Source organism: Blautia caecimuris, assembly GCF_024622975.1.
Classification (GTDB): Bacteria; Bacillota; Clostridia; order Lachnospirales; family Lachnospiraceae; genus Blautia_A; species Blautia_A caecimuris.
Window position 1 is genome coordinate 146,131 of sequence record NZ_JANJZT010000003.1, and the last position, 21,152, is coordinate 167,282.

At 43.2% G+C, this 21,152-nt stretch carries 19 protein-coding genes and 1 pseudogene; 5 read left to right on the forward strand and 15 right to left on the reverse strand.

The window, feature by feature from the left end:
- Positions 1-100 precede the first annotated feature (100 nt).
- Positions 101-354 (forward strand): annotated as a pseudogene (locus NSA57_RS20030) (IS91 family transposase); the annotation flags it as partial.
- A 100-nt stretch (positions 355-454) separates the two neighbouring features.
- On the opposite strand, the gene NSA57_RS03255 reads toward NSA57_RS20030, so the two are convergent.
- From NSA57_RS03255 to NSA57_RS03310, 12 genes are all read right to left on the reverse strand, one after another.
- A complete protein-coding gene (locus tag NSA57_RS03255) occupies positions 455-2,077 on the reverse strand; it encodes an N-acetylmuramoyl-L-alanine amidase family protein (RefSeq protein ID WP_257464007.1) in 1,623 nt (540 codons plus the stop codon).
- A 173-nt stretch (positions 2,078-2,250) separates the two neighbouring features.
- On the reverse strand, positions 2,251-3,237 hold the full coding sequence (locus NSA57_RS03260) for a diaminopimelate dehydrogenase (RefSeq protein WP_022068353.1): 987 nt from the start codon (positions 3,235-3,237) through the stop codon (positions 2,251-2,253).
- A 206-nt stretch (positions 3,238-3,443) separates the two neighbouring features.
- Positions 3,444-4,109, reverse strand: a complete 666-nt coding sequence (locus NSA57_RS03265; protein ID WP_257464008.1) for a J domain-containing protein — start codon at positions 4,107-4,109, stop codon at positions 3,444-3,446.
- Complete coding sequence (locus tag NSA57_RS03270; RefSeq protein WP_022068355.1) at positions 4,102-4,947, reverse strand: DUF5685 family protein; 846 nt, start codon at positions 4,945-4,947, stop codon at positions 4,102-4,104. Before NSA57_RS03270 ends, NSA57_RS03265 begins: the two co-directional genes overlap by 8 nt.
- 27 nt (positions 4,948-4,974) lie before the next feature.
- Complete coding sequence (locus NSA57_RS03275; RefSeq protein WP_147598432.1) at positions 4,975-5,385, reverse strand: TFIIB-type zinc ribbon-containing protein; 411 nt, start codon at positions 5,383-5,385, stop codon at positions 4,975-4,977.
- A gap of 23 nt (positions 5,386-5,408) precedes the next feature.
- Entirely contained in the window at positions 5,409-6,611 is a 1,203-nt protein-coding gene (locus tag NSA57_RS03280; protein WP_257464009.1) for a class I SAM-dependent rRNA methyltransferase, read from the reverse strand.
- 367 nt (positions 6,612-6,978) lie between these two features.
- Positions 6,979-8,532 (reverse strand): DUF1002 domain-containing protein, encoded by a 1,554-nt coding sequence (locus tag NSA57_RS03285; protein WP_257464011.1) that lies wholly within the window; start codon positions 8,530-8,532, stop codon positions 6,979-6,981.
- A 108-nt stretch (positions 8,533-8,640) separates the two neighbouring features.
- Complete coding sequence (locus NSA57_RS03290) at positions 8,641-8,898, reverse strand: hypothetical protein (RefSeq protein WP_257464071.1); 258 nt, start codon at positions 8,896-8,898, stop codon at positions 8,641-8,643.
- Positions 8,861-9,895, reverse strand: coding sequence for an XdhC family protein (locus tag NSA57_RS03295; RefSeq protein ID WP_257464012.1), 1,035 nt, complete (start codon positions 9,893-9,895; stop codon positions 8,861-8,863). Before NSA57_RS03295 ends, NSA57_RS03290 begins: the two co-directional genes overlap by 38 nt.
- A 500-nt stretch (positions 9,896-10,395) precedes the next feature.
- Positions 10,396-10,758, reverse strand: coding sequence for an ArsR/SmtB family transcription factor (locus NSA57_RS03300; RefSeq protein WP_022068361.1), 363 nt, complete (start codon positions 10,756-10,758; stop codon positions 10,396-10,398).
- Positions 10,759-10,816: 58 nt separating this feature from the next.
- Entirely contained in the window at positions 10,817-12,685 is a 1,869-nt protein-coding gene (locus NSA57_RS03305; RefSeq protein ID WP_257464015.1) for a heavy metal translocating P-type ATPase, read from the reverse strand.
- A gap of 24 nt (positions 12,686-12,709) precedes the next feature.
- Complete coding sequence (locus tag NSA57_RS03310) at positions 12,710-12,928, reverse strand: cation transporter (RefSeq protein WP_022068363.1); 219 nt, start codon at positions 12,926-12,928, stop codon at positions 12,710-12,712.
- Between the two features lie 186 nt (positions 12,929-13,114).
- Here NSA57_RS03310 and NSA57_RS03315 point away from each other — a divergent pair, with 186 nt between their 5' ends.
- Both NSA57_RS03315 and NSA57_RS03320 read left to right on the forward strand, forming a co-directional pair.
- Positions 13,115-13,705, forward strand: a complete 591-nt coding sequence (locus NSA57_RS03315; RefSeq protein WP_257464016.1) for a chromate transporter — start codon at positions 13,115-13,117, stop codon at positions 13,703-13,705.
- Positions 13,702-14,268, forward strand: a complete 567-nt coding sequence (locus NSA57_RS03320; RefSeq protein WP_257464017.1) for a chromate transporter — start codon at positions 13,702-13,704, stop codon at positions 14,266-14,268. The genes NSA57_RS03315 and NSA57_RS03320 overlap by 4 nt, the downstream gene beginning before the upstream one ends.
- A gap of 138 nt (positions 14,269-14,406) precedes the next feature.
- On the opposite strand, the gene ytvI is transcribed toward NSA57_RS03320, so the two are convergent.
- From ytvI to NSA57_RS03335, 3 genes are all read right to left on the reverse strand, one after another.
- Positions 14,407-15,480, reverse strand: coding sequence for a sporulation integral membrane protein YtvI (gene ytvI / locus NSA57_RS03325; protein WP_022068366.1), 1,074 nt, complete (start codon positions 15,478-15,480; stop codon positions 14,407-14,409).
- Between the two features lie 5 nt (positions 15,481-15,485).
- Positions 15,486-16,874 (reverse strand): 23S rRNA (uracil(1939)-C(5))-methyltransferase RlmD, encoded by a 1,389-nt coding sequence (rlmD, locus tag NSA57_RS03330; RefSeq protein WP_022068367.1) that lies wholly within the window; start codon positions 16,872-16,874, stop codon positions 15,486-15,488.
- A 110-nt stretch (positions 16,875-16,984) separates the two neighbouring features.
- Positions 16,985-17,206, reverse strand: a complete 222-nt coding sequence (locus NSA57_RS03335; RefSeq protein WP_138271598.1) for a hypothetical protein — start codon at positions 17,204-17,206, stop codon at positions 16,985-16,987.
- A gap of 261 nt (positions 17,207-17,467) precedes the next feature.
- On the opposite strand from NSA57_RS03335, the gene uraA reads away from it, so the two are divergent.
- Together uraA and NSA57_RS03345 are read left to right on the forward strand one after the other, a co-directional pair.
- Positions 17,468-18,718 (forward strand): uracil permease, encoded by a 1,251-nt coding sequence (gene uraA / locus NSA57_RS03340; protein WP_138271591.1) that lies wholly within the window; start codon positions 17,468-17,470, stop codon positions 18,716-18,718.
- A 23-nt stretch (positions 18,719-18,741) separates the two neighbouring features.
- Positions 18,742-21,138: a CDP-glycerol glycerophosphotransferase family protein gene (locus NSA57_RS03345; protein ID WP_257464018.1), complete on the forward strand. Its 2,397-nt coding sequence runs from the start codon at positions 18,742-18,744 to the stop codon at positions 21,136-21,138.
- Positions 21,139-21,152: the final 14 nt, after the last annotated feature.

Sequence of the window (21,152 nt, forward strand, 5' to 3'; positions counted from 1 at the left end):
GAAAAGTTTTTTATCACATAATTCCTTTATTTCATATTTTGAAATGTTTATTTCATCCTAATCCATTAACCGCAGCAGATTTTGTTTTTCTGTTTGATTTTTTATCATAAAAACTCTTCCGGCAATTAATTTTATTAAATTACTCATCCAGCATATCCTTGAAAAAATTTCAAAATGATATGCTACTATAGATTTTGTGCCAAATACCGCGAAATCGAAACTTAGCTACATAAAACTGTCCGTAAATCAAAACATCGGAACTTTCTTGATTTTAATACCTGGCGTACACTGTTTCTACTTACTATAGTCTACGATCCTCTGCAATGTCCAAACTGTAAAAAAGAAATGCTCTTTCATCTTCAATCTTTTCCATACTGTACTTATTACAGATAGTACAAAAAAGAGATGCTCCCTTACGAAACATCTCTTTCTAAATCATTATATTTACTTTTATTTAACTAAACAGATCTGCAAGAATCTGATCTGCTGTTTTATTTTTATATCCGTGGGGATCACTCAGGGTGGAAGAATTCCATCTGAAGTAATTTCCTCTACGGACATAAGCGCCTGATGAAGTATGGTAGAAGCTACTGTTGGTCTTCTGCATTTTCTGATACCCCGGGAAACGTTCCATATACTTTTCTGCAAGGGCAATTGCCTGGCTTCCATAATTTCCATTCGGTGTAGGCGTTCCGGAAATCTGTACACCTGCATTCGGTGTGGAGTGAAGGATCACCGCACTCTTATCTTTACATTGTCCCAGAATCATCCAGGTATGATTCTCATCATATCCTATATCCCCCGGATACAGTTTATAATCATGACTGCTTAGATAATTTTGATTACAGATAGTACCCCAACCGTATCCTTTATACAAACTTCCAATGTTTCCTGAAACGTCTGTGGAATAACGTCCTGTTACCTGATAAGTAGCCCAGCCTATATATCCCGAGCAGTCAAGTCCGAGTTCTGTCTGATATCTGTAATTATTGTAATTATAGCTGCTGTTCTGACTACTGAAGAATGATGTCCACTTAGGGCTGATTCCCTTTCGTGTGGAATCTGTGTCATTATGCCCTCCACCCCAGATGTACAATGTTCTTCCTACCGGTTGCAATGCATTTAAAAGATAGTTCTTAACAGTACGTTCAGAAGTAGGAGTTGATGGAGTTACAGGCTTATTATAATCATCCTCTGAAGAAATCAAAAGTCCCTTGGAATCAAACGTATAAGTTTTTCCGTCAATGACCCTTGTTCCTGTTACCATAATTAATGTTTTAGGATCAAAGTATCTTTTTCGACCGTCTTCATTCAGCCATCCGCCTTTGGCAACACCATCGATTTTGCTGAAATAATACCAGTTTCCGTCAACTTCTTTTTTTGCCTTACTCATGACACCTGTTTTAGGGTCAAAATATCTTTTCTCTCCCTCTGGTGAAGTATGCCATCCTGTTGCCATAGCATAGGTTCCTCCACCATAAAAATATCTCATTCCAACCTCGAACTCAATGAATCCCTGTTTTGCAGCTCCTGTCTTAGGATCAAAATAATAGTATCTTCCATCAATAGGACGCAATCCTGTCTTCATTCGTCCGTTTCCTTTTTCAAAATACCATTTCTGATTTTTTGAATTTTTCATCCATCCGGTAGACATGGTAAATGTTGCAGGCTGAAAATATCGTGTATATCCGTTGACTGTCTGGAACCCCTTCTGAGCCCATCCTGTTTTTGCATCAAAGTAATAATACTCACTATTAATCGGTCTCAGTCCGGTTCGCATTTCCCCTGTCTTTTTGTCGAAATAACGTCTGTCACCCTTACTGTTCTTGTACCAGCCTTTCAACATTGCACCTGACTGATTGGGATCAAAATAATAATACTTATTATTCACTTTCTGAGTCCCGGTCATTTTCTTGCCATTCTTATAATAATATGTTTTTCCACCTACTGTATGAAATCCATTCACAGGTGCCGCCTGAACTTCTACAGTAGTGGAATGCATGGAAAAGCCGGCTGCAAATAGCATCAGCCCCAGTAAAATACCCCAGAATTTCCAGCGCTTGCATACCTTATTCATAAACATTTCCTCTTCTCGGACTTTATTTTTTACAATCTTGTTACAATATTGTGTATTTATTATATCTCAACTTTTTCCATGCGTCAATATTTTTATTACAAATTGTAAAACAGAACAAAAAAGAGCAAAGTCTTTCTGACTTCACTCTTTTGTAATATTTGTCTTATTTATTTTTAAAGGAGGTGTTTTCTCAGCTCTGCTCCGTCCATAGCGCTCAGATATGCCGGCGCAACATCAAAAACAGTTTTGCAGCCTTTCTGTCCTTCCTGGCTCATACGGTATGCAGCTCTTGCATATGCCACGATCACGGAAGATGTAAATTCCGGATTAGAATCCAGCTTCAGGCTGTACTCGATCACATGCTTATTTTCGTTATCCCATCCGGTGCTTCCGGTACGAATAACAAAACCGCCATGAGGAATCCCGCTGTGATCACGTTTCAGCTCTTCTTCAGAAATAAAATGTACGGTTGTATCATAGTCGGCAAAGTAGTTTGGCATGGTCTTGATCTCCTGCTCGATGCGGGCCAGATCTGCGCCTTCTTCAGCAACAACAAAACATTCTCTTGTATGTTTCTGTCTTGTTGTCAGCTCAGGATTTTCTCCGTTTCTTACAGATTCCAGAGCAGCCTCTACCGGAATTGTATACTGCTTGCCGTCTTTTACTCCGTCAATTCTTCGAATTGCATCAGAGTGCCCCTGGCTTACGCCTTTTCCCCAGAAAGTATAATCTTTTCCATTGGTAAGAATGGCATTTGCATACATTCTGTTCAGAGAGAACATTCCCGGATCCCAGCCTACAGAGATGATTCCCACATGGCCGCTTTCTTTTGCCGCTTTATCCACATTTTCGAAATGCTCCGGAATTCTTGCATGTGTATCAAAGCTGTCTACAACATTGAACCACTGTGCATATTTAGGTGTCTGTACCGGAAGATCTGTTGCGCTTCCGCCGCAGATGATCAGAACGTCGATCTCGTCCTTCATCTTCTCTGCTTCGTCCACATGGCAGACCTTAGCTGTCTCTGTAAGTATTTTTACTGTCTCAGGATCACGGCGTGTAAAAACTGCCGCAAGTTCCAGATCCGGATTGTGTTTCACTGCACATTCCACGCCTCTGCCCAGGTTGCCATATCCCATGATTCCAATTCGAATACTCATAATAATTTCCTCCTCGTTTTTTCTGCTTATATATTAATCTTCCAGAGGAATAATGTCAATTTTTTTCTTTTGTTCCTGACAAATTTCTGCCGCATCAGTTACTGTTCGCTTCATTTACGGCAACCTGATCAGAATCCATTACAAATGATCTTCGGTAATGGCATATTACATTACATTACCATTCGCGGCGGTCTGTACCATCGCTGTCAGCAGCAGATGACTCCGCTTCCCGGACAGCAGCAGCTGCAGGCAAGATTTGCCATCAGACATTTCATACAGAGATCATTGCCAGCTGTGGGCATTCCGCCAAATGGATTCTGCTGTTCCTGATACCAGCTTCCGCCGCCCTCCATACGCTGAAGCATCATGCGGTACTGCATATTATCAGGCTCCAGACGCACAGCCTCACGGATATGATTCATGGCATTTACATTATTCCCAAGTCCCATATTGGCAACCGCTGACAGATAATACCACTGAGCATTTCTTTCTTTTAATGAGGACAGAACATTCATTGCTTCCTGATAATGACCGCTCTGAACATAATTGGAAGCAGCCTGTCTGCGAATGGCCTCCTCATCCCGATATCCGCTATTGCTCTGACTTCCGCCATAGCCGCCAAATCCGCCGAAGCCTCCATATCCCGTATTTCCGCCATATCCATAATTTCCCGAAGAACCATACTCCCGTTCTTTCATGATCTGATCATAGGCCTGCTGGATCTCTTTAAACTTTTCCTCCGCCTGGTCCTTATTGGGGTTATTGATATTTGCATCCGGATGATACTTCCGGCTGAGCTTTCTGTATGCCTTTTTTATTTCCTCATCAGATGCATCCCTCGACACACCCAGAATACTGTACGGATCAAACATGTTCTTTCTCCTGTTTCTTCTTCCTTTGCTCTGAAACTGCCTCAAACCGGCACCATACGCCGGAGTACAAAATATTTCGCAGAATATCTGCATATTTAATAATAGGAAGTTTCTCAAATTCCCGGCACGCCTCAGCCATCATCATGATCAGTATCTGGCATACGCGTTCCTGAAACCCTTCCATTATATAATCCTGAGCAAAAGGATTGTAATTTCCTTTTTCCAGATCCTTCTCCACATCATCATAGGCATCCATCAGATAGATAAATTTTCCCAGATAAAACCCCATTCGCCTTAAAGCAGGTTCCCATTCGTCCTCTCTCCAGGCAAGAATCTCCTCCATAATTTTCCCAAAGCATCCAGATATTTTATCAATATCCGTTTCTCCTGCTTTTTCCATGGCAGAAATCTCATTCAGATGTTTTATAATGACTGCTGTCTTTTTCTTCCAGAGAGCTTCCGCCTTTTTATCCTTATTTTTCAAAAGTCTGCTGTATGCCAGTCTGGAAAGCTTTTTTTCATCCTTCCAGTCGTCCACACATTTGTAATAAGCAAGAAACACGTTCATATCAGCCGCATATTCTGTCACTTTATTTTTGCGTACCGGCTGTTTTCTCACCGGATGAACCATGCAGCGGCTGGTTCCTTTTTTTGTGGGCGGTTCATACAGACCGCTGAGAAGAAGGATTACAAAAGTCATATCATAGGTCAGTGTGATCTGACCTGAGATTCCATAGCGCTCCCTCAGTTCCCTGCATAATCCACAGTAAAAAGACCGATACAGATCATAATCTTTAAATTTTATTTCCGGCCGGTTCATCACAACATACCCAAACATAACTCCTCCTGCTTATCCTCAGGCTTTTCAGCTTTTTTTGATAAATTTTGTATGACACTTCGGACAGTCGATCTCAATTTTTCCTTTTCCCCTGGGGATCCTGATTTTCTGTCCGCAGCTGGGACAGGTATAAATATGATGTGTTTTTCTCTGTTCCATCATATTTTTTTCTTTTCTGAACCACTGTCTGATTTTTGCTGTCATGGAAAGATACTTCTGATTTTCCGCATAACGTTTCTGAATGTTTCTGGAAAGCATACGAAAATATGTATAAATGATGGCAGCCAGACCCACGGTATTCAGAATCGCTCCCGTGGTGCTTCCATTACGGAAAAAAACAGAAGCCACAATGCATACCAGGGCAACTCCCATGGTAAACCGTGCAAATCCGTCCACACCATAGCGTCCTTCCATGAATTTTATAAACTTTTCCTTCATGTCAATGCATCTCCTGTCTTTACTTATCGTTCACTGCACACCTGAAAAATATAAAACTTCAGATAATAGGATTCGTCAGACGCCCATAAAATCGGATGATCCGGTGCCTGAGTTCTGTACTCTACCTGCCTCAGTCTCTTATGGGTGCTGCGCGCAGCCTGTCCGACTGTTTTTGTAAAAAGCTCATAGGTCATAAAATGTGAACAGGAACAGGTTGCCAGAAAGCCGCCGTCTTTTACCAGCTTCATGGCTCTCAGGTTGATCTCTCTGTACCCCTTCACCGCATTTTTTACAGAATTTCTGGACTTTGTAAAAGCAGGAGGATCCAGAATCACAACGTCAAATTTTTCTCCGCGTTCCTCAAGCTCAGGAAGAAGCTCAAATACATCCTCACAGATAAACTTAACCGTACCGTCAAGTCCATTCAACCGTGCATTGGCAGTGGCCTGATCTACAGCAAGCTGAGAGGCGTCTACTCCTGTCACTTCACTGGCGCCTGCAATTCCTGCATTCAGGGCAAAAGAACCGGTATGGGTAAAGCAGTCCAGCACTTTTGCATTTTTGCAGAGCTTCTGGATAGCCAGACGATTATATTTCTGATCCAGGAAAAATCCTGTTTTCTGTCCGTCTTTTATATCTACCTGATATTTTACCCCATTCTCTTCGATTTCTACCAAAGTAGGAAATTCCGGACCGATAAAGCCCTTGTAAAGCTCCATTCCCTCCTGACGTCTTACCTTGGCATCGCTTCTCTCGTAAATTCCTCTGACAGCAATACCGTCCTCTTCCAGAACCTTTTTCAGAAGTTCCAGTATCTGCAGCTTCAGGCGGTCAATTCCCAGGGCAAGAGACTGAACAACAAGCACATCAGAAAATTTGTCAACAACAAGTCCGGGAAGAAAATCAGCTTCTCCGAAAATCAGTCTGCAGCTTCCTGTATCTGTTACCTTTTTCCGGTATTCCCAGGCATCTCTTACTCTCTGCTCAAGGAATTTCTCATCAATCTTCTGGTTTTCATCCCGTGTGAGCAGCCTCACTGTGATTTTGGAGTTGGTATTAATAAATCCTCTTCCCAGAGGATATCCGTCAAAATCTCTTACCAGGACAATATCTCCGTTGAGAAAGCTTCCCATCACAGAAGCTATCTCGTTGTCAAACACCCACATTCCGCCGGATTTCAGGAGACGTCCTTCCCCTTTTTTCAGCGTTACTACTGCCAGACTCATGTATTTTTCTCCTTTCGGAAACATATTTCCACTGTATTCGTCAGCATTTCCATTTATTGTAGCACACACAGTCTGAATTTTCCAGTATTTCCGCTAAGACACAAAATAATCACATTCTATGAAGGATGATATTCTGGCGTGACTTTTCCGTATTTTGTAAAAACAAAAAGGACAGATCTGCTTATCCTAAAATCTTTGTGGAATGTTTTGTTATACTAAAAAGTTTGTACCTGAGATACTCTCTCCCGAAAATAAAAGACCCCAGTACTATTTCTAATACTGAGATCTTAATATGTTATCTTAACTCATATCTGCTCCTGGGCAAAACACCCTTTTGCCCGATATGGCACAGCCGCCATATGCAGGATTATTCCATTACTTCTTCCTGTGTGGTTTCAGCAGAAACGCTGCTCTCTCCATACAGATTTTCAAAGAATTTCATAGTGTCACTGTAGAGTGCCTGTCTTGTCTCCGGTGTTTCATTTACCAGAATGTCATCCTCAGCCGGATCCAGTTCCATACTGAAGATCAGTCTCATCTCTGCATTTACCATGTTCAGCTCTGCTGACAGATATATGTCTGTATCAGCCGGAACATAGCTCATTCCTCCGTCTTTCAGTACCTTGATATAGGATTCCAGTACCTTCTGAGTCAGATCTGCACCAACCTCCGGTGTAATTGTAACTGATGCCATGGCATCCTCTCCCATTACACTCTGAAGAGAAGCCGTATCTCCCTCATACTCTCCCTTACAGAAGCTTTTTGCCTGTTCAAAGGATGCTTTTGCTTCTTCACTTAAAGAATCTGTATTCAGAGGATCTTCTGCTGTATTTTCCTCCGGTGTCACACTCATGTCATCCTGGGCTGTTCCGTCAAGAACAGTTCCGTCCTCTGTAGCTTCAGGGATTCCTGTTTCTTCATCAACTGCGCCGTCCTCGCCTTCCACAGCCTCTCCCATGGTTTCTTCCTGAAGAGACGGATCCTCTGTGGAGCTTTCTTTAATGTCTTCACCAAGAGCGTCCGGATCTACATTCTGTGTAATATCTTCTCCGTCTGTACTGTCCTCGTCTACCAGATTGTCATCCTCTGCATCAACTACGCCGTCATCCTGAGCTGTTCCGTCAAAAACAGGATCATCTGCAGCTTCTTTATCCAGATTCTGCTGAATATTTTCCAGAGTCTCTTTCATCTGCTCGATATCGTAGCTCTGCTGCGCGATCTCCTGAAGAAGAGCAACGATCGTTTCCATTTCCTCCTGGCTTAAAGTAACATTATTCTGAACAGCAATGTTGTTTACAATATTATAAATTTCATCTGCGTTCTGGATATTATCGCCAATGATCTGAAGCTTTGCCTGATTGATGATATTGGTCGCATTATCGTTTCCTACCTGCTGCGCAAGATCACCGGTCACCACAACCTCTTTTGTTGCAAGATCTTTTTTGGTGCTGTCAAGCTTCTGTCCGCTTGCGCTTTCGTATGCCATGATCACACCTGTCAGAGCGCCTGTTCCGGATACTTCATAAGGGCATGCCGCAACAGCTTCACAGTTGGTTACTCCTGCAGTAGAAAGAGCATTGGCGATCATATTTCCGGTTACATAATTCAGATTTGCAGTACGGACCTTGATTCCGCCTGACTGTGTAGGTTTTACATAAGCGCAGCTCAGGGTTCTTGTTCCGATCTGCTCCAGCGGGATATAATCTCCCAGATGCTCTCTTTCATCCTGATTGGTGATAGTAAGGATCTGAACCTGGCTGGCATCTGTTTTAAAATAGCGCATCATGGTATCCTTCTGATCCTGGGTAAGGTCTGCGCCAAGTGTTACAACTCTGGCTGAATCTGCCATAGCCGGAACCGCACCTCCGGCTGTCAGACACAAGCTGCAAAGTAATGCTGCGATCACACTTCTTTTTTTCATAATCCTGTCCTCCGTTTAATTAAAAGTAAAATATACTGAAACTGACATTCTGATATTCTGATATTCTCTGTTCCGTTTACAGTTTTGCGGAACCTGCTGTGAGTTTTATTATAACACACCTTCCGGCATATTTGTATTCCATATTTTCTCACGGCAGTTATATACCCTCAAAACTGCCGTTTCCCTTTTTGGCGCCATACGGCATTCATTTCCTGCTATAGAATCATCTGAATATATCAGAAAATCTTCCTGTTTATTCCATAATGTCCGCAACTCTGTGATAATATCTCCACTCCGCAGTCTGATCACTGTATTTTCGGATACACGCTTACAGTACTTCCAGAAAAACCCTGATCCTTCCTCCACAGACAAGCCCCTCCTCTTCTGCCTCCTGTCCGGACATGTCCTCAAGCACAAGACGGCTTTGGGGATTTTCCTCTTTCAGCATATGAAGACACTGATTCCGGATGCGGCTTTCCATACATCCGCCTCCGATCGTACCAACGATTCTTCCGTCTGAAAGTACTGCCATCTTTGTTCCGATTTCTCTGGGAGCAGAGCCCTGCCTTGCCACAATAGTCGCAAGAGCCTTTTTCTGCTCCGGATAGCTTTCCCCTGTCAGGCATGCCAGAAGTTCTTTATCATATCCGCCTGTTTTTTTTATACTGTTTTTTACCATAATCAGTTCTGCCACTATGGAGACTGCAATTTCCTCCGGAGTCTCCGCATAAATGGAAAGTCCTACCGGCGTATGGAGACGTTCTACCTCACTTTCCGGAAATCCCTCTTCCACCAGCTTTTTTTTCAGAAGGATCCCGCGCTTCCGGCTTGCCATCATTCCCACATATGCCCGTTCCTTTTTCAAAATTGCAGTAAGGCAGATTCCATCATACCGATGGCCTCTTGTAACAACCAGAAAATAAGTATCACTGCCTCCGGGAATTTTTTCCAGGGCTGAAGCAAAATCATCACAGATTACCTGATCTGCCCCTGCCGCCCGGGCCTGATCCGCAAAAAACGGACGATCTTCAAGCACAGTCACATGAAACCCTGTATGTTTTGCCAGAATTACTGCCTGCTGCGCCACATGACCTCCGCCACAGATCACAAGCTTTCCGGGTTTTCCCAACAGTTCCACAAAAATCCGGCATCCGTCCGCTTCAATAATACTGCTTTGCTCTGTCTCTGCCAGCCGGCTTATCAGCTCTGGTGAAAGCCTGTCTTCTCCGCTTTCGGCCACAAGCCTGCCCTCAGTAAAAAAGAGACGTTTTCCTGTATTTTCTCCTTCTATTACTGTGGCCAGCATATTTTTATTCTTCTCCATATGGTCTGCCATAATCTGATACAGTTCCTGATTCTTCACCCGTTTCCCCCCTTAATCATAATGCTGCACTTCACAAAACTGTGTACTTTATCCGTTTCTGTCTGTTGCATAACAGAAGAAACCAGTTCCTCTTCATTAAATATGATCACTATTCCCCATAACCTGCTCAGAATACATCCCGGATTACCTGCTGTAAATGATCAAATCAAAAGGTACACATTCTCGTTGTTCTGTCTTTGCTGGATGCACATATATAGTTTAAAATTTATTTGTGTCCATATATTATAGATTCTATTGCGCAAAATTCTGTACTGCCTTATTTAGCGATATAAATTTTAATATTTATTCACTTACAGTTACCTGTTTATTTTATCATACATCCACTGAAAAATCAGTATGGAATGTACGACTTTCCCGGCAGACAAAAAAGGATCCCGGATTCTTTGCGAACCCCTGATCCTTCTTTTTACAGGCTGTGGTTTCACAGCCTCTTTTCTGAAATTTCTGTTACTGTAAGAAATATAAACAGCAGCTTATCTCTACTCCAGTATATGTTCCCTTCCCTGGGCGATCATTGTTCGTACATGGTCGTCCGCCAGAGAATAAAACATGGATTTTCCTTCTCTTCTGTTCTTTACCAGACGGCTCTGTTTCAGGATCCGAAGCTGATGGGAAACTGCCGACTGGGTCATATTCAACGCTCTTGCCAGATCACAGACACACACCTCTGTTTCAAAAAGAACAAACAGGATCCTGATTCTGGTAGGATCTCCGAAAACCTTAAAAAGCTCTGCCAGCGAATCCAGTTCTGTCTCATCAGGCATTGTCTCATCCACGATTTTTAAAAGCTCCTCATGAATTTCCTCTGTATCACAGCACAGACTCTCTTTTGTTTCTGCCATGTAATTTCCCTGCCTTTCCTTTTTATCATATCACATGCAGGGATTTTCTGCACGGGTATTATAATTTTTTTACAAACAGCGCGCGAATGGCATTCAGAACTGCAATTACCATAACGCCTACATCTGCAAAAATAGCAATCCACATATTTGCGATTCCCACTGCGCCCAGAAGCAGGCACAGAATCTTGATTCCAATAGCAAAATAAATATTCTGGTAAACGATCCTCATACATTTTTTTGCAATCCTTACTGCCTTTACTACTTTCAGAGGATCATCGTCCATCAGAACCACATCTGCCGCCTCAATGGCAGCGTCTGAACCCAGAGCTCCCATTGCAATTCCGATATCTGCCCTGGAAAGAACCGGGGCGTCATTGATTCCGTCACCTACAAATGCAAGCTTTTCTCTGGGGTTCTTTTTCTCCAGAAGCTCTTCTACTTTTGTCACTTTATCAGCCGGAAGCAGCTCACTGTATACCCGGTCTACTCCCGTTTCTGCTGCTGCCTGCTGAGCAACCCGGTCAATATCACCTGTCAGCATTACTGTTTCACGAATACCTGACTTCTTCAGCTCTGCTACCGCAGCTTTTGCAGTTGGCTTCAAAACATCTGCAATCAGGATATGGCCTGCATAGGAACCGTCAATGGCAACATGGACAATGGTTCCTACCTGATGACACTCCTTAAAGGCAACTCCCAGCCGCTCCATAAGCCGACTGTTTCCGACTGCAACGGGAATACCGTCCACTCTGGCTGTCACGCCGTTTCCGCTGATCTCTTCAATGTCCTCTACACGGGTACGGTCTATTTCTTTTCCGTAAGCTCTCTGGAGACTCCGGCTGATAGGATGGGAAGAAGAACACTCTGCCAGCGCCGCATATTCCAGGATTTTATGGTCTTCCATTACATTGTGATGCACACCGCAGACCTCAAACACACCTTTTGTCAGTGTTCCTGTTTTATCAAACACCACATATCTGGTCTGAGCAAGAGTTTCCATATAATTGGATCCCTTTACCAGTACACCGGCATTGCTTGCTCCGCCGATTCCTGCAAAAAAGCTGAGGGGAATACTGATCACAAGGGCGCAGGGACAGCTGATTACCAGAAATGTCAGCGCACGGTAAACCCAGTCTCCCCACTGGGGATCCAGTCCCATAAGCATCAGCCGGACAAGCGGCGGAAGAATTGCCAGCGCCAGCGCACTGTAACAGACTACAGGCGTATAATAACGGGCAAATTTGGATATAAAATTTTCGGATCTGGATTTCCTTGAACTGGAATTCTCCACCAGATCAAGGATTTTGGAAACCGTAGATTCCCCGAACTCTCTTGTAGTGCGGATTTTCAGAACACCTGTCATATTAATGCATCCACTGATGATCTCGTCACCCTCTTTTGCATCTCTGGGCAGGCTTTCTCCTGTAAGAGCGCTTGTGTTAAGCGTTGTTTTTCCCTCTGTGATAATTCCGTCAATGGGAACCTTTTCTCCCGGCTGCACTACAATGATACTGCCGATCTCCACTTCATCAGGATCTACTTTTTCCAGACTTCCGTTTCTTTCTACATTGGCATAGTCCGGACGGATATCCATAAGCTCGCTGATATTCCGTCGGCTTTTTCCCACTGCGTAGCTCTGAAACAGTTCCCCAATCTGGTAAAACAGCATAACTGCTGTTCCCTCTTTAAAATCTCCCAGACAGATGGCGCCCACTGTAGCTACTGCCATGAGAAAGTTTTCATCAAATACCTGTCTGTTTCTGATTCCCTTCCATGCTTTTAAAAGAATATCATATCCGATCACCAGATACGGAATCATGTACAGAACTGCCCTTAGATACCCCTGAACAGGTACCAGAGACAACGCTGCAACCATTATTGCTGCAATAAGGATACGAGTCAGCATTTTTTTCTGTTTTTTGTTCATATCCGCACCTTATCCTTTCACTTATTACAGATAGATCTCACAGTCATCTTCCACTTTTTTACAGTTTTTCAGAACCTCTTTCATAACAGCCTTCGGGTCCTGTCCATCCTCAAATTCCACGTTCATTTTTAACATCATAAAATTCACAGTGGCATCTTTTACTCCGGCTGTTCTTTTTGCAGCCTCTTCCATTTTGTTCGCGCAGTTTGCACAGTCTACTTCGATCTTATAGGTTTTCTTCATTTTTTATCTCCTTTTCGTTTACGTTTTATCATATGAACAGTTATTCATATGTTTGTTTATATTATATACAGGAAAAAGGAAAAAGTCAATTACTTTCTGTTTTATTTCACCGGTATTTTCAAAAAGTGTTTCTTCCTGTATAATAGTCTTATTCAAATAACTGATTACCTTAAAAAGGAGACTTCCATGGATACACCTCTCAGGCATCAAAATCTTAAAAAACTGAAAACTCTTTTTCTTTCCACTTTATATATCAGTGCTTTTACCTTTGGAGGCGGATTTGTGATCGTGGGATTTATGCGCAGAAAATTTGTCCATGATCTTCACTGGATCGATGAGGAGGAAATGCTTGATTTCGCAGCTCTGGCTCAGTCCTGTCCCGGAGCAGTAGCTGTAAATGCCGCCATTTTAATAGGCTGGAAAATCTGCGGATTTGCAGGAATGCTTACTGCTGTTCTGGGAACCATTCTCCCTCCTATGATCATTCTTTCAGTGATCTCCTTGTTTTATTCCGCCTTTGCCTCCAGCCCTCTGATATCCGCTGTCCTTCACGGCATGGAAGCCGGAGTTGCCGCCACAGTTCTGGATGTTGCCTGCGACCTTGGCATGGCAACTGTTAAAACAAAAAGCAGCCTTTCCGTTTTTATTATGGCAGGGGCTTTTGTTCTGAATTTTGTTTTTCATGTAAGCGTCATCTATATTATTCTGGCTGCTGCAGTCATTGGGACTGTCAGGCTTCTGATAATCCGGCGCTTTCACAGGGAGGTATCCAGATGATCTATATACAGCTTTTTTTCAGCTTTCTGAAAATAGGACTTTTCAGTGTAGGAGGAGGCTATGCAGCCATTCCGCTCATCCAGAGTGAAATTGTAAACGGTCACGGCTGGCTCAGTATGCAGGAATTTACCAATCTTATCACGATTTCTTCCATGACCCCCGGCCCTGTGGCAATTAATTCTGCTACTTTTGTAGGACTTCGCATTGCCGGACTGCCCGGAGCTGTAACAGCCACTCTTGGCTCCATTTTTCCTGCCGTTATCCTGGTTTCCCTTCTTTCACTGATTTACAGAAAGTATAAAGGAACCACTGCCATTGACACAGTTCTCGGATGTCTGAGGCCTGCTGTTGTGGCTTTGATTACTGCCGCAGGCCTTTCTCTTAGCCAGACCGCATTGTGGGGAGAGCTTCCTGTGTCTCTCTCTTCTGTTGACTGGACCAACGCCCTGCTTTTCCTTGGAGCCTTTTTCATTCTCAGAAAGTGGAAGTGGAATCCCATTCTTGTTATGTGCCTTTGTGGGGCAGGCGGTCTTATTTCTTTTCTGACCGGTAAGTTTTTCTGATATTTCATATTTTCTGAACAAAACAACTTCACGGAACCAGAATAAAACAGGCTGATCCTGTTTTCCCCTGAATCAAAACAAATAAAAGAGCTGTGTCCCAGGGCCACAGCTCTTTTATATTTCTTCTTGTATATATTTTTATAATTTTTCCATCAGTTCTTCCCTGCTGAAATTCACAAGTACAGTCAGGGCTACCGGAAAGGCAACCAGACCCACCAGACCAAAAAGCTTCAGTCCCAGGAAAAGCGCTGCCAGTGTTGCCAGAGGATGCAGCCCGATCTGCTTTCCTACAATTCTTGGCTCTACCATATTTCTCACAACAAGGATCACCAGATACAGAATCAGTATCCCCACTGCCAGTCCATGTTCTTTCATAATAAAAAGAATTGCCGCCCAGGGAAGAAGCACACCGCCGGTTCCCAGAACCGGAAGAATATCAAACACTGCAATACACAGGGCCAGAAGCGCCGGATAAGGCATTTTCAGAAGGAACATTCCGATGCACAGCTCTGTAAAGGTCAGAAGGAACAGAAAGCTGTAGGATCTGATATAAATAAACAGAACGTTTTTTACATAGGATTGTCCTTTTTCCACCAGCGCTACCTGTTTCGGTGTCAGAAGCTTCTTAAAAAATGCAATAATTCCATCATAATCCCCAACAAAGAAAAAAGTTGCCACAACAGTGATCACAAGCTTAATAACAAATCCCGGTACTCCGCTGATCCCTCCGGATATGATCTGTACAACTTTTACAGACAGACTGGATACATAGGAGCCCAGATTATTTGTCATTTCCTCAAAGGAATTTTCAATGGTATTTGCCACAGAAGGATGTACCGATGTCATGGACTCCTCCAGATAATTGGAAATTGTCTCAAATACCGGAACTATTGTAGTATTATAAAAATGCGGAACCTGCCGTATCAGATTTTCCACTCCGTCCAGAAACTTCAGACTGGCCCAGGCTGCCAGCAAAAGCAAAAGCCCGTAAAATACAGCACAAAAAACAATAGACAAAAGCTTTTTCTGCTTTTTTGATACCTTGAACTTCCTTACCGGTACCTGGATCAGAGCCGCTACCAGAAAAGCAATGATAAACGGCATCATCGGTGAAACCAGATATTTGCATCCGACCCATACAAGTACCGCGATCAGGGCATAAAATACAACGTTTATAATAAATTTTTTCTTTCGCTCCACTTTGTTTTCCATGCCTATCACTCCCTGACAAATACCGCCACAGCCTCCGTCCAGACTGTCTGACAGAACTGATCTACACAGCAGGCTTTTTCCAGACGATAGCCTGCATGAAGAAAGGTTTCCATATCTCTGGCAAGACTGGTGGCCTTACAGGATACATACACGATCCTCTTTACCCCATAGGAAAGGATTTTCGGAAGCGCTTTTGGATGAATCCCCTCTCTGGGCGGATCCAGAACAATCATATCCGGCTTTACCTCCAGGTCATCAAGAACCTTCAGTACGTCTCCCGCAATAAAACGGCAGTTGGACAGCCCGTTCAGAGCAGCATTCTGTCTGGCTGCTTCCACTGCTTCTTCTACAATCTCCACACCGATCACTTCTTTTGCTACCGGCGCCAGAAGCTGGGCAATGGTTCCGGTTCCGCTGTAAAGATCAAAGACCTCCATGCCTCTTGCATCTTCAACATATGTGCGGACAATCGAATACAGAACCTCCGCCGCCAGGGAATTTGGCTGAAAAAAGGAAAACGTACTGATCCGGAATCTCAGCCCCAGGAGAGTTTCATAAAACCAGTCCTGACCATACAGGATTCTGGTCTCGTCACTTTTTACCACATCGGAAAGAGAGTCATTGATGATATGCATGATCCCTACAATTTTTCCTTCCAGAGGCAGTGCAAGAAGAAGATCCTTTAAAGGTTCCAGATCATGCTCCTCCTGACTTGTAGTTACCAGATGGATCAGAATTTCTCCTGTAGTTACCCCTCTTCTCAGAAGCAGATGACGCAGATATCCTGTATGCTGCATTTTTTTATAATAGGGTACCCCTTTTTCCAGAAAATAATCACGCACACAGGTAAGAATATCTGTCATGTCTTTATGGACCAGTTTGCAGTCGTCTGTATTTAGCACATCATAGGTACTTCCTTTTTTGTGAAGTCCCAGAGACAAAGGCCCGTCCTTATATTCATCTCCAAAAGAAAATTCCATTTTATTTCTGTAACAGAACTCTTCCGGACTTCCATGGATTCCCTCCCACACAAAATCTGCTTTTCCATTCAGGTCTGTCTGTCCTTCCTTTACCAGGACTTCCTCCAGAAGCTCACGAATCTGTCTTTCCTTCATATGAAGCTGCTCTTCATATGGCATTGTCTGGTACATGCAGCCTCCACACTGGGGAAATGAAGAACATACAGGCTCTCTTTTTTCCAGAGGTGATTTTTCCAGTACCTCCAGAATACGGCCCTGAGCTCTTCCTGAACGTTTTTTCTGAATAACAAAGCGGATCTTCTGACCAGGCATTCCGTTTTTTACAAGTACTTTCTGATCCTCCACCATTACATAACCTTTATTGGGAAAATCCACTTTTTCTATGATTCCTTCGTATATCTCGCCTTTTTTCATATAATGTCTGTCCTTAATATCTCCTTTTCTGTGATTCTCAGGTATGGCATGTTTTTTGCCCAACGGACCTGCAAGAAAACAGCCCCGGTATCAACCGGAGCTGTCGGTTTTTATTCTTCCTCATCCTCAAAATAATCGTCAAAATCATCATCGAAATCTTCTTCAAAATCCTCCAGATAATCCGGAGCGAAGAAACGGTAAACGGCAAACGCGATTCCTGCTACTGCTGCCACAGCACCAATGATCGCCAACACCCAGAGGACTGTATTTTTCTGTTTGTCGTCTTCCTTTTTCTTTAAAACTGCCAGCAATTCTTCGATTTTTGTATTCATATTCATATGCACACCATCCTCTCTTTCTTTATCGGCATCCATGCTGCCGTTACGCAGGTCAGACATCCGAATACTCTGCCCGCACTGTTTTCCTGTAAGCTATAGTATATCACTATCCTGTGGATTTTACCATAAGATATGTAAAATTTTAGATTTTCTTAAGTTATGACTGATTGTTATGAATTTGAATAGTATTCCCCTGTCTCCTATGCTATAATAATTCCGATTACATCGTGTACTCACGAGAAAGAGAGGAAAAGAGTGGAAAGACAAATTATCCAAGTAGAAGAAAAAGTACCTGTAAAACTGTTGATACCATTGAGTATCCAGCACATGTTTGCCATGTTCGGAGCTTCTGTGCTGGTTCCTTTTATGTTCGGAATCAATCCGGCCGTGGTACTTCTGATGAACGGTGTGGGAACGCTGCTGTTCATTCTTATCACAAAGGGAAAAGCGCCTGCCTATCTGGGATCCAGCTTCGCATTTTTATCCCCGGGCCTTCTGGTTGCAGACAAGTTCGGTTATGAATATGCACTGGGCGGATTCGTGGTTCTCGGAATCGCCGGAATGATCCTTGCACTGATCATCCGCCGCTGCGGAACTGACTGGATCAACGTTGTTCTGCCTACAGCCGCTATGGGACCTGTTGTGGCACTCATCGGACTGGAGCTTGCAGGAAGCGCTGCCAGCACTGCCGGACTTCTGGATGACAAAATTGACTCCAGAAACGTGATCGTATTTCTGGTGACTCTGGGAGTGGCTGTATTTGGCCAGATTCTTTTCCGAGGCTTCCTGTCTGTTATTCCGATTCTGATCGCGATCATTGCCGGATATGCAGCAGCAGGCTTCTGCGGCATTCTGGATTTCACGGCAGTAAAAGAAGCTTCCTTTTTTGCTCTGCCCAACTTCCAGGCGCCGTCCTTTAATATTGAAGCGATCCTGACAATTCTGCCAGCGCTTCTTCTGGTTACCTCAGAGCATATTGGTCATCAGATCGTTACCAGTAAAATTGTAGAAAAAGATCTTCTGAAAGATCCAGGACTTCACCGTTCTCTTTTTGCAGACTTTTTCTCATCTACCCTTTCCGGTCTGGTAGGCTCTGTTCCTACTACCACTTATGGGGAAAACATTGGCGTAATGGCAATGACAAAAGTCTACAGCGTACAGGTCATCGGCGGAGCAGCCGTACTTTCTATCTGCTGTTCCTTCCTTGGCAAGCTTGCAGCCCTGATCAACACCATCCCGGGGCCTGTTATTGGCGGAATCTCCTTCCTGCTGTATGGAATGATCGGAACCTCAGGTCTTCGTATGCTGGTAGATAATCAGGTGGATTACGGAAAATCCCGGAATCTGGCGCTGACTTCTGTGGTATTTATTGTAGGCCTTTCCGGAATCGCTCTGAATCTGGGAAATGTAAAACTTACCGGAATGGTTCTTGCCTGTGTGGTTGCCATGATACTGAGCCTTGTATTTTATGTACTTGATAAACTGCATCTGACAAACGATCTGTAAAATATTTTTAAGGCGGTGATTTTATGCCATCATTTATATCCAAAGTAAAGAAAAAACTCAAGAGTGGAGCCTGGTATCCATTTTATAATACTTTCTATGAAAAAGTTCCTGTTGACAAAAAAGAAATTCTTCTTGTTTCACGAAGCGGCCTTGCGCTGGAGAGCAATATCCTTGCTATTTTAAAGGAACTGAATCAGCCGGAATATAAAGGGTTTTATAAAGTCCTGGCTGTTCAGAAAAACAAAAAAGAGCAGATTCAGAAAAAACTGGAACGGTACGGGATCTCAGTAGATAAATTTGTTTACACCAGAGAACCCTCCTATTACTATCATCTGGCAAAAGCCGGATGGCTGATCAATGATACTACTTTCCCCGGCCGCTACATAAAAAAAGACGGTCAGACCTATCTGAATGTATGGCACGGAACACCGCTGAAGCGAATGGGACAGGACAATCCGGAAGAACGGTATGATACCGGAAACGTAATGCGGAATCTTCTTCAATCTGATTATCTTGTATTCCCTAATCTTTATATGGAAGAAAAAATGTCCGGAGCATATAATCTGAAAGAGCTCTATCAGGGGACCGTTCTTCATGAAGGCTATCCCCGCAACTGCATATTCTTTCATCCTGAGCAGGGTACAAAACTGAAAGAGCTTCTCGGATATGCCGGTACACAGCTGAGTATCTATATGCCTACTTTCCGTGGAACCTCCTCTTCTGTGCAGGAAGAGGATTATGTAAATCAGATAAAAGACTATCTGAACCGCGTTGATATACTGCTTCATGAAAATCAGATCATGCTGGTAAAGCTGCATCCATTTGTACAGAGCCAGTTAACATTAAATTCCTACCGTCATATCCGTCTCTTTCCGGAAGGATATGACACTTATGAAGTTCTCAATGCCTGTGATGTGCTGATTACAGACTACTCCAGTGTCATGTATGATTTTGCTGTTACCGGTCGCAGGATCCTGCTTTTTGCTTATGATCTTGAATACTATCAGGGAAGCAGAGGAATGTATGAAGATATCTCTGATTACCCCTTCCCACTGGTACGTACTCCTGAGGAGCTGGTAAAAGAGCTGAATACTGATTCCGGACATCCGGATGATGCTTTTCTCCAGAAATACTGCACTTTCGAACAGACAAATGCAACCAGAAATATCTGTCATCATGTTCTTCTGGGAGAAAAAATATGTAAAAGTACATCTATGCCCGGCACAAAAAAGAAAAAAGTCCTTATTTATACAGGCAGCCTTCTCCCTAATGGGATTACCACTGCCTTTTATAGCCTTATACATCATTTGGATCCATCCTCCTGTGAATACTATATTGTTTTCCGAACCCATTCTATAAAGGATCATCCGGAAAAACTTAATAATATCCCAGAGGGATACCATTTCTATCCACTTGCCACTGAGATGAATCTTGATATACTGACTGCTGCTGCTCAGATTCTTTATATGAACTGGGGGATTACAGCTTTTGGCATTGGCAAACGCCTTGATCACGCATATAAAAGGGAATGGAAAAAACACTTTGGATGTATCTCTTTTGACCATGCCGTTCATTATGACGGATACGGAAACTATATGATTGCACTTTTTAGTTATGCCCCGTGTAAAAAAAGCATCTGGGCCCATAATGATATGGAAATGGAAATTACAAAAAAACATAATGTCAGTCGTCCTCTTCTCCAAAAAGCCTATTCAACCTATGATCACGTAATACCTGTAGGAGAGGATATAAGGGGCGCAGCAGAACGAATCGGAGGGCATCCAGAAAAAATCCAGGTCATTTCCAATTATATGGATCTTGATCTCATTCGTTCTAAATCTGAAAAACCACTTATCTTTGATAAAAATACAGAGTCCACTGTTTCCATTGAAAAACTTCAGGAAATCCTGAACAGCAGTGATCGCAAGTTTATCAATGTAGGCCGTTTTTCCCCGGAAAAAGGTCATGAGAGACTGATCCGGGCATTTGACCGTTTCTGGGTAAATCATCCTGATACCTGGCTGATCATCATTGGAGGAATGGGAAACCTGTACACAAGTACCTGTGAACTGGCAGCATCTGTGAAATCCAGCAGTCACATTATCCTGATCAAATATATGAGCAATCCCTTCCCTGTCGTAAAAGCCTGCGACTTTTTCCTGCTGTCTTCTTACTATGAAGGCCAGGTACTGGTAGTTCCTGAAGCCGATATTCTCGGTGTTCCCGCAGCTGCCTGTGATGTAAACGGGGCAAGAGCTTTTATCCGGCAGTACGGAGGAACGCTTCTTCCCAACAGCGAAGACGGTCTTGTTCAGGGAATGGAAATGTTTGTTGAAGGAAAGATCCATACCATGCATGTAGATTACGAAAAAAGAAATCAGGACATACTTTCAAAATGTGAAAAACTTTTTATGGAATAGTAAAAACAGGAGGC

What these genes read in the sequence shown, in the direction of transcription:
- rlmD (WP_022068367.1), bottom strand. Translation starts at nt 16,874, where the DNA reads ATGAAAAAAGGCGAGATATACGAAGGAATCATAGAAAAAGTGGATTTT.
- NSA57_RS03265 (WP_257464008.1), bottom strand. Translation starts at nt 4,109, where the DNA reads ATGTTTGATCCGTACAGTATTCTGGGTGTGTCGAGGGATGCATCTGAT.
- NSA57_RS03310 (WP_022068363.1), bottom strand. Translation starts at nt 12,928, where the DNA reads ATGAAGAAAACCTATAAGATCGAAGTAGACTGTGCAAACTGCGCGAAC.
- NSA57_RS03335 (WP_138271598.1), bottom strand. Translation starts at nt 17,206, where the DNA reads ATGAATACAAAAATCGAAGAATTGCTGGCAGTTTTAAAGAAAAAGGAA.
- NSA57_RS03270 (WP_022068355.1), bottom strand. Translation starts at nt 4,947, where the DNA reads ATGTTTGGGTATGTTGTGATGAACCGGCCGGAAATAAAATTTAAAGAT.
- NSA57_RS03285 (WP_257464011.1), bottom strand. Translation starts at nt 8,532, where the DNA reads ATGAAAAAAAGAAGTGTGATCGCAGCATTACTTTGCAGCTTGTGTCTG.
- NSA57_RS03260 (WP_022068353.1), bottom strand. Translation starts at nt 3,237, where the DNA reads ATGAGTATTCGAATTGGAATCATGGGATATGGCAACCTGGGCAGAGGC.
- NSA57_RS03305 (WP_257464015.1), bottom strand. Translation starts at nt 12,685, where the DNA reads ATGAACAAAAAACAGAAAAAAATGCTGACTCGTATCCTTATTGCAGCA.
- NSA57_RS03255 (WP_257464007.1), bottom strand. Translation starts at nt 2,077, where the DNA reads ATGAATAAGGTATGCAAGCGCTGGAAATTCTGGGGTATTTTACTGGGG.
- NSA57_RS03275 (WP_147598432.1), bottom strand. Translation starts at nt 5,385, where the DNA reads ATGAAGGAAAAGTTTATAAAATTCATGGAAGGACGCTATGGTGTGGAC.
- ytvI (WP_022068366.1), bottom strand. Translation starts at nt 15,480, where the DNA reads ATGGAAAACAAAGTGGAGCGAAAGAAAAAATTTATTATAAACGTTGTA.
- NSA57_RS03345 (WP_257464018.1), top strand. Translation starts at nt 18,742, where the DNA reads ATGCCATCATTTATATCCAAAGTAAAGAAAAAACTCAAGAGTGGAGCC.
- NSA57_RS03315 (WP_257464016.1), top strand. Translation starts at nt 13,115, where the DNA reads ATGGATACACCTCTCAGGCATCAAAATCTTAAAAAACTGAAAACTCTT.
- NSA57_RS03320 (WP_257464017.1), top strand. Translation starts at nt 13,702, where the DNA reads ATGATCTATATACAGCTTTTTTTCAGCTTTCTGAAAATAGGACTTTTC.
- NSA57_RS03280 (WP_257464009.1), bottom strand. Translation starts at nt 6,611, where the DNA reads ATGAGTCTGGCAGTAGTAACGCTGAAAAAAGGGGAAGGACGTCTCCTG.
- NSA57_RS03300 (WP_022068361.1), bottom strand. Translation starts at nt 10,758, where the DNA reads ATGGCAGAAACAAAAGAGAGTCTGTGCTGTGATACAGAGGAAATTCAT.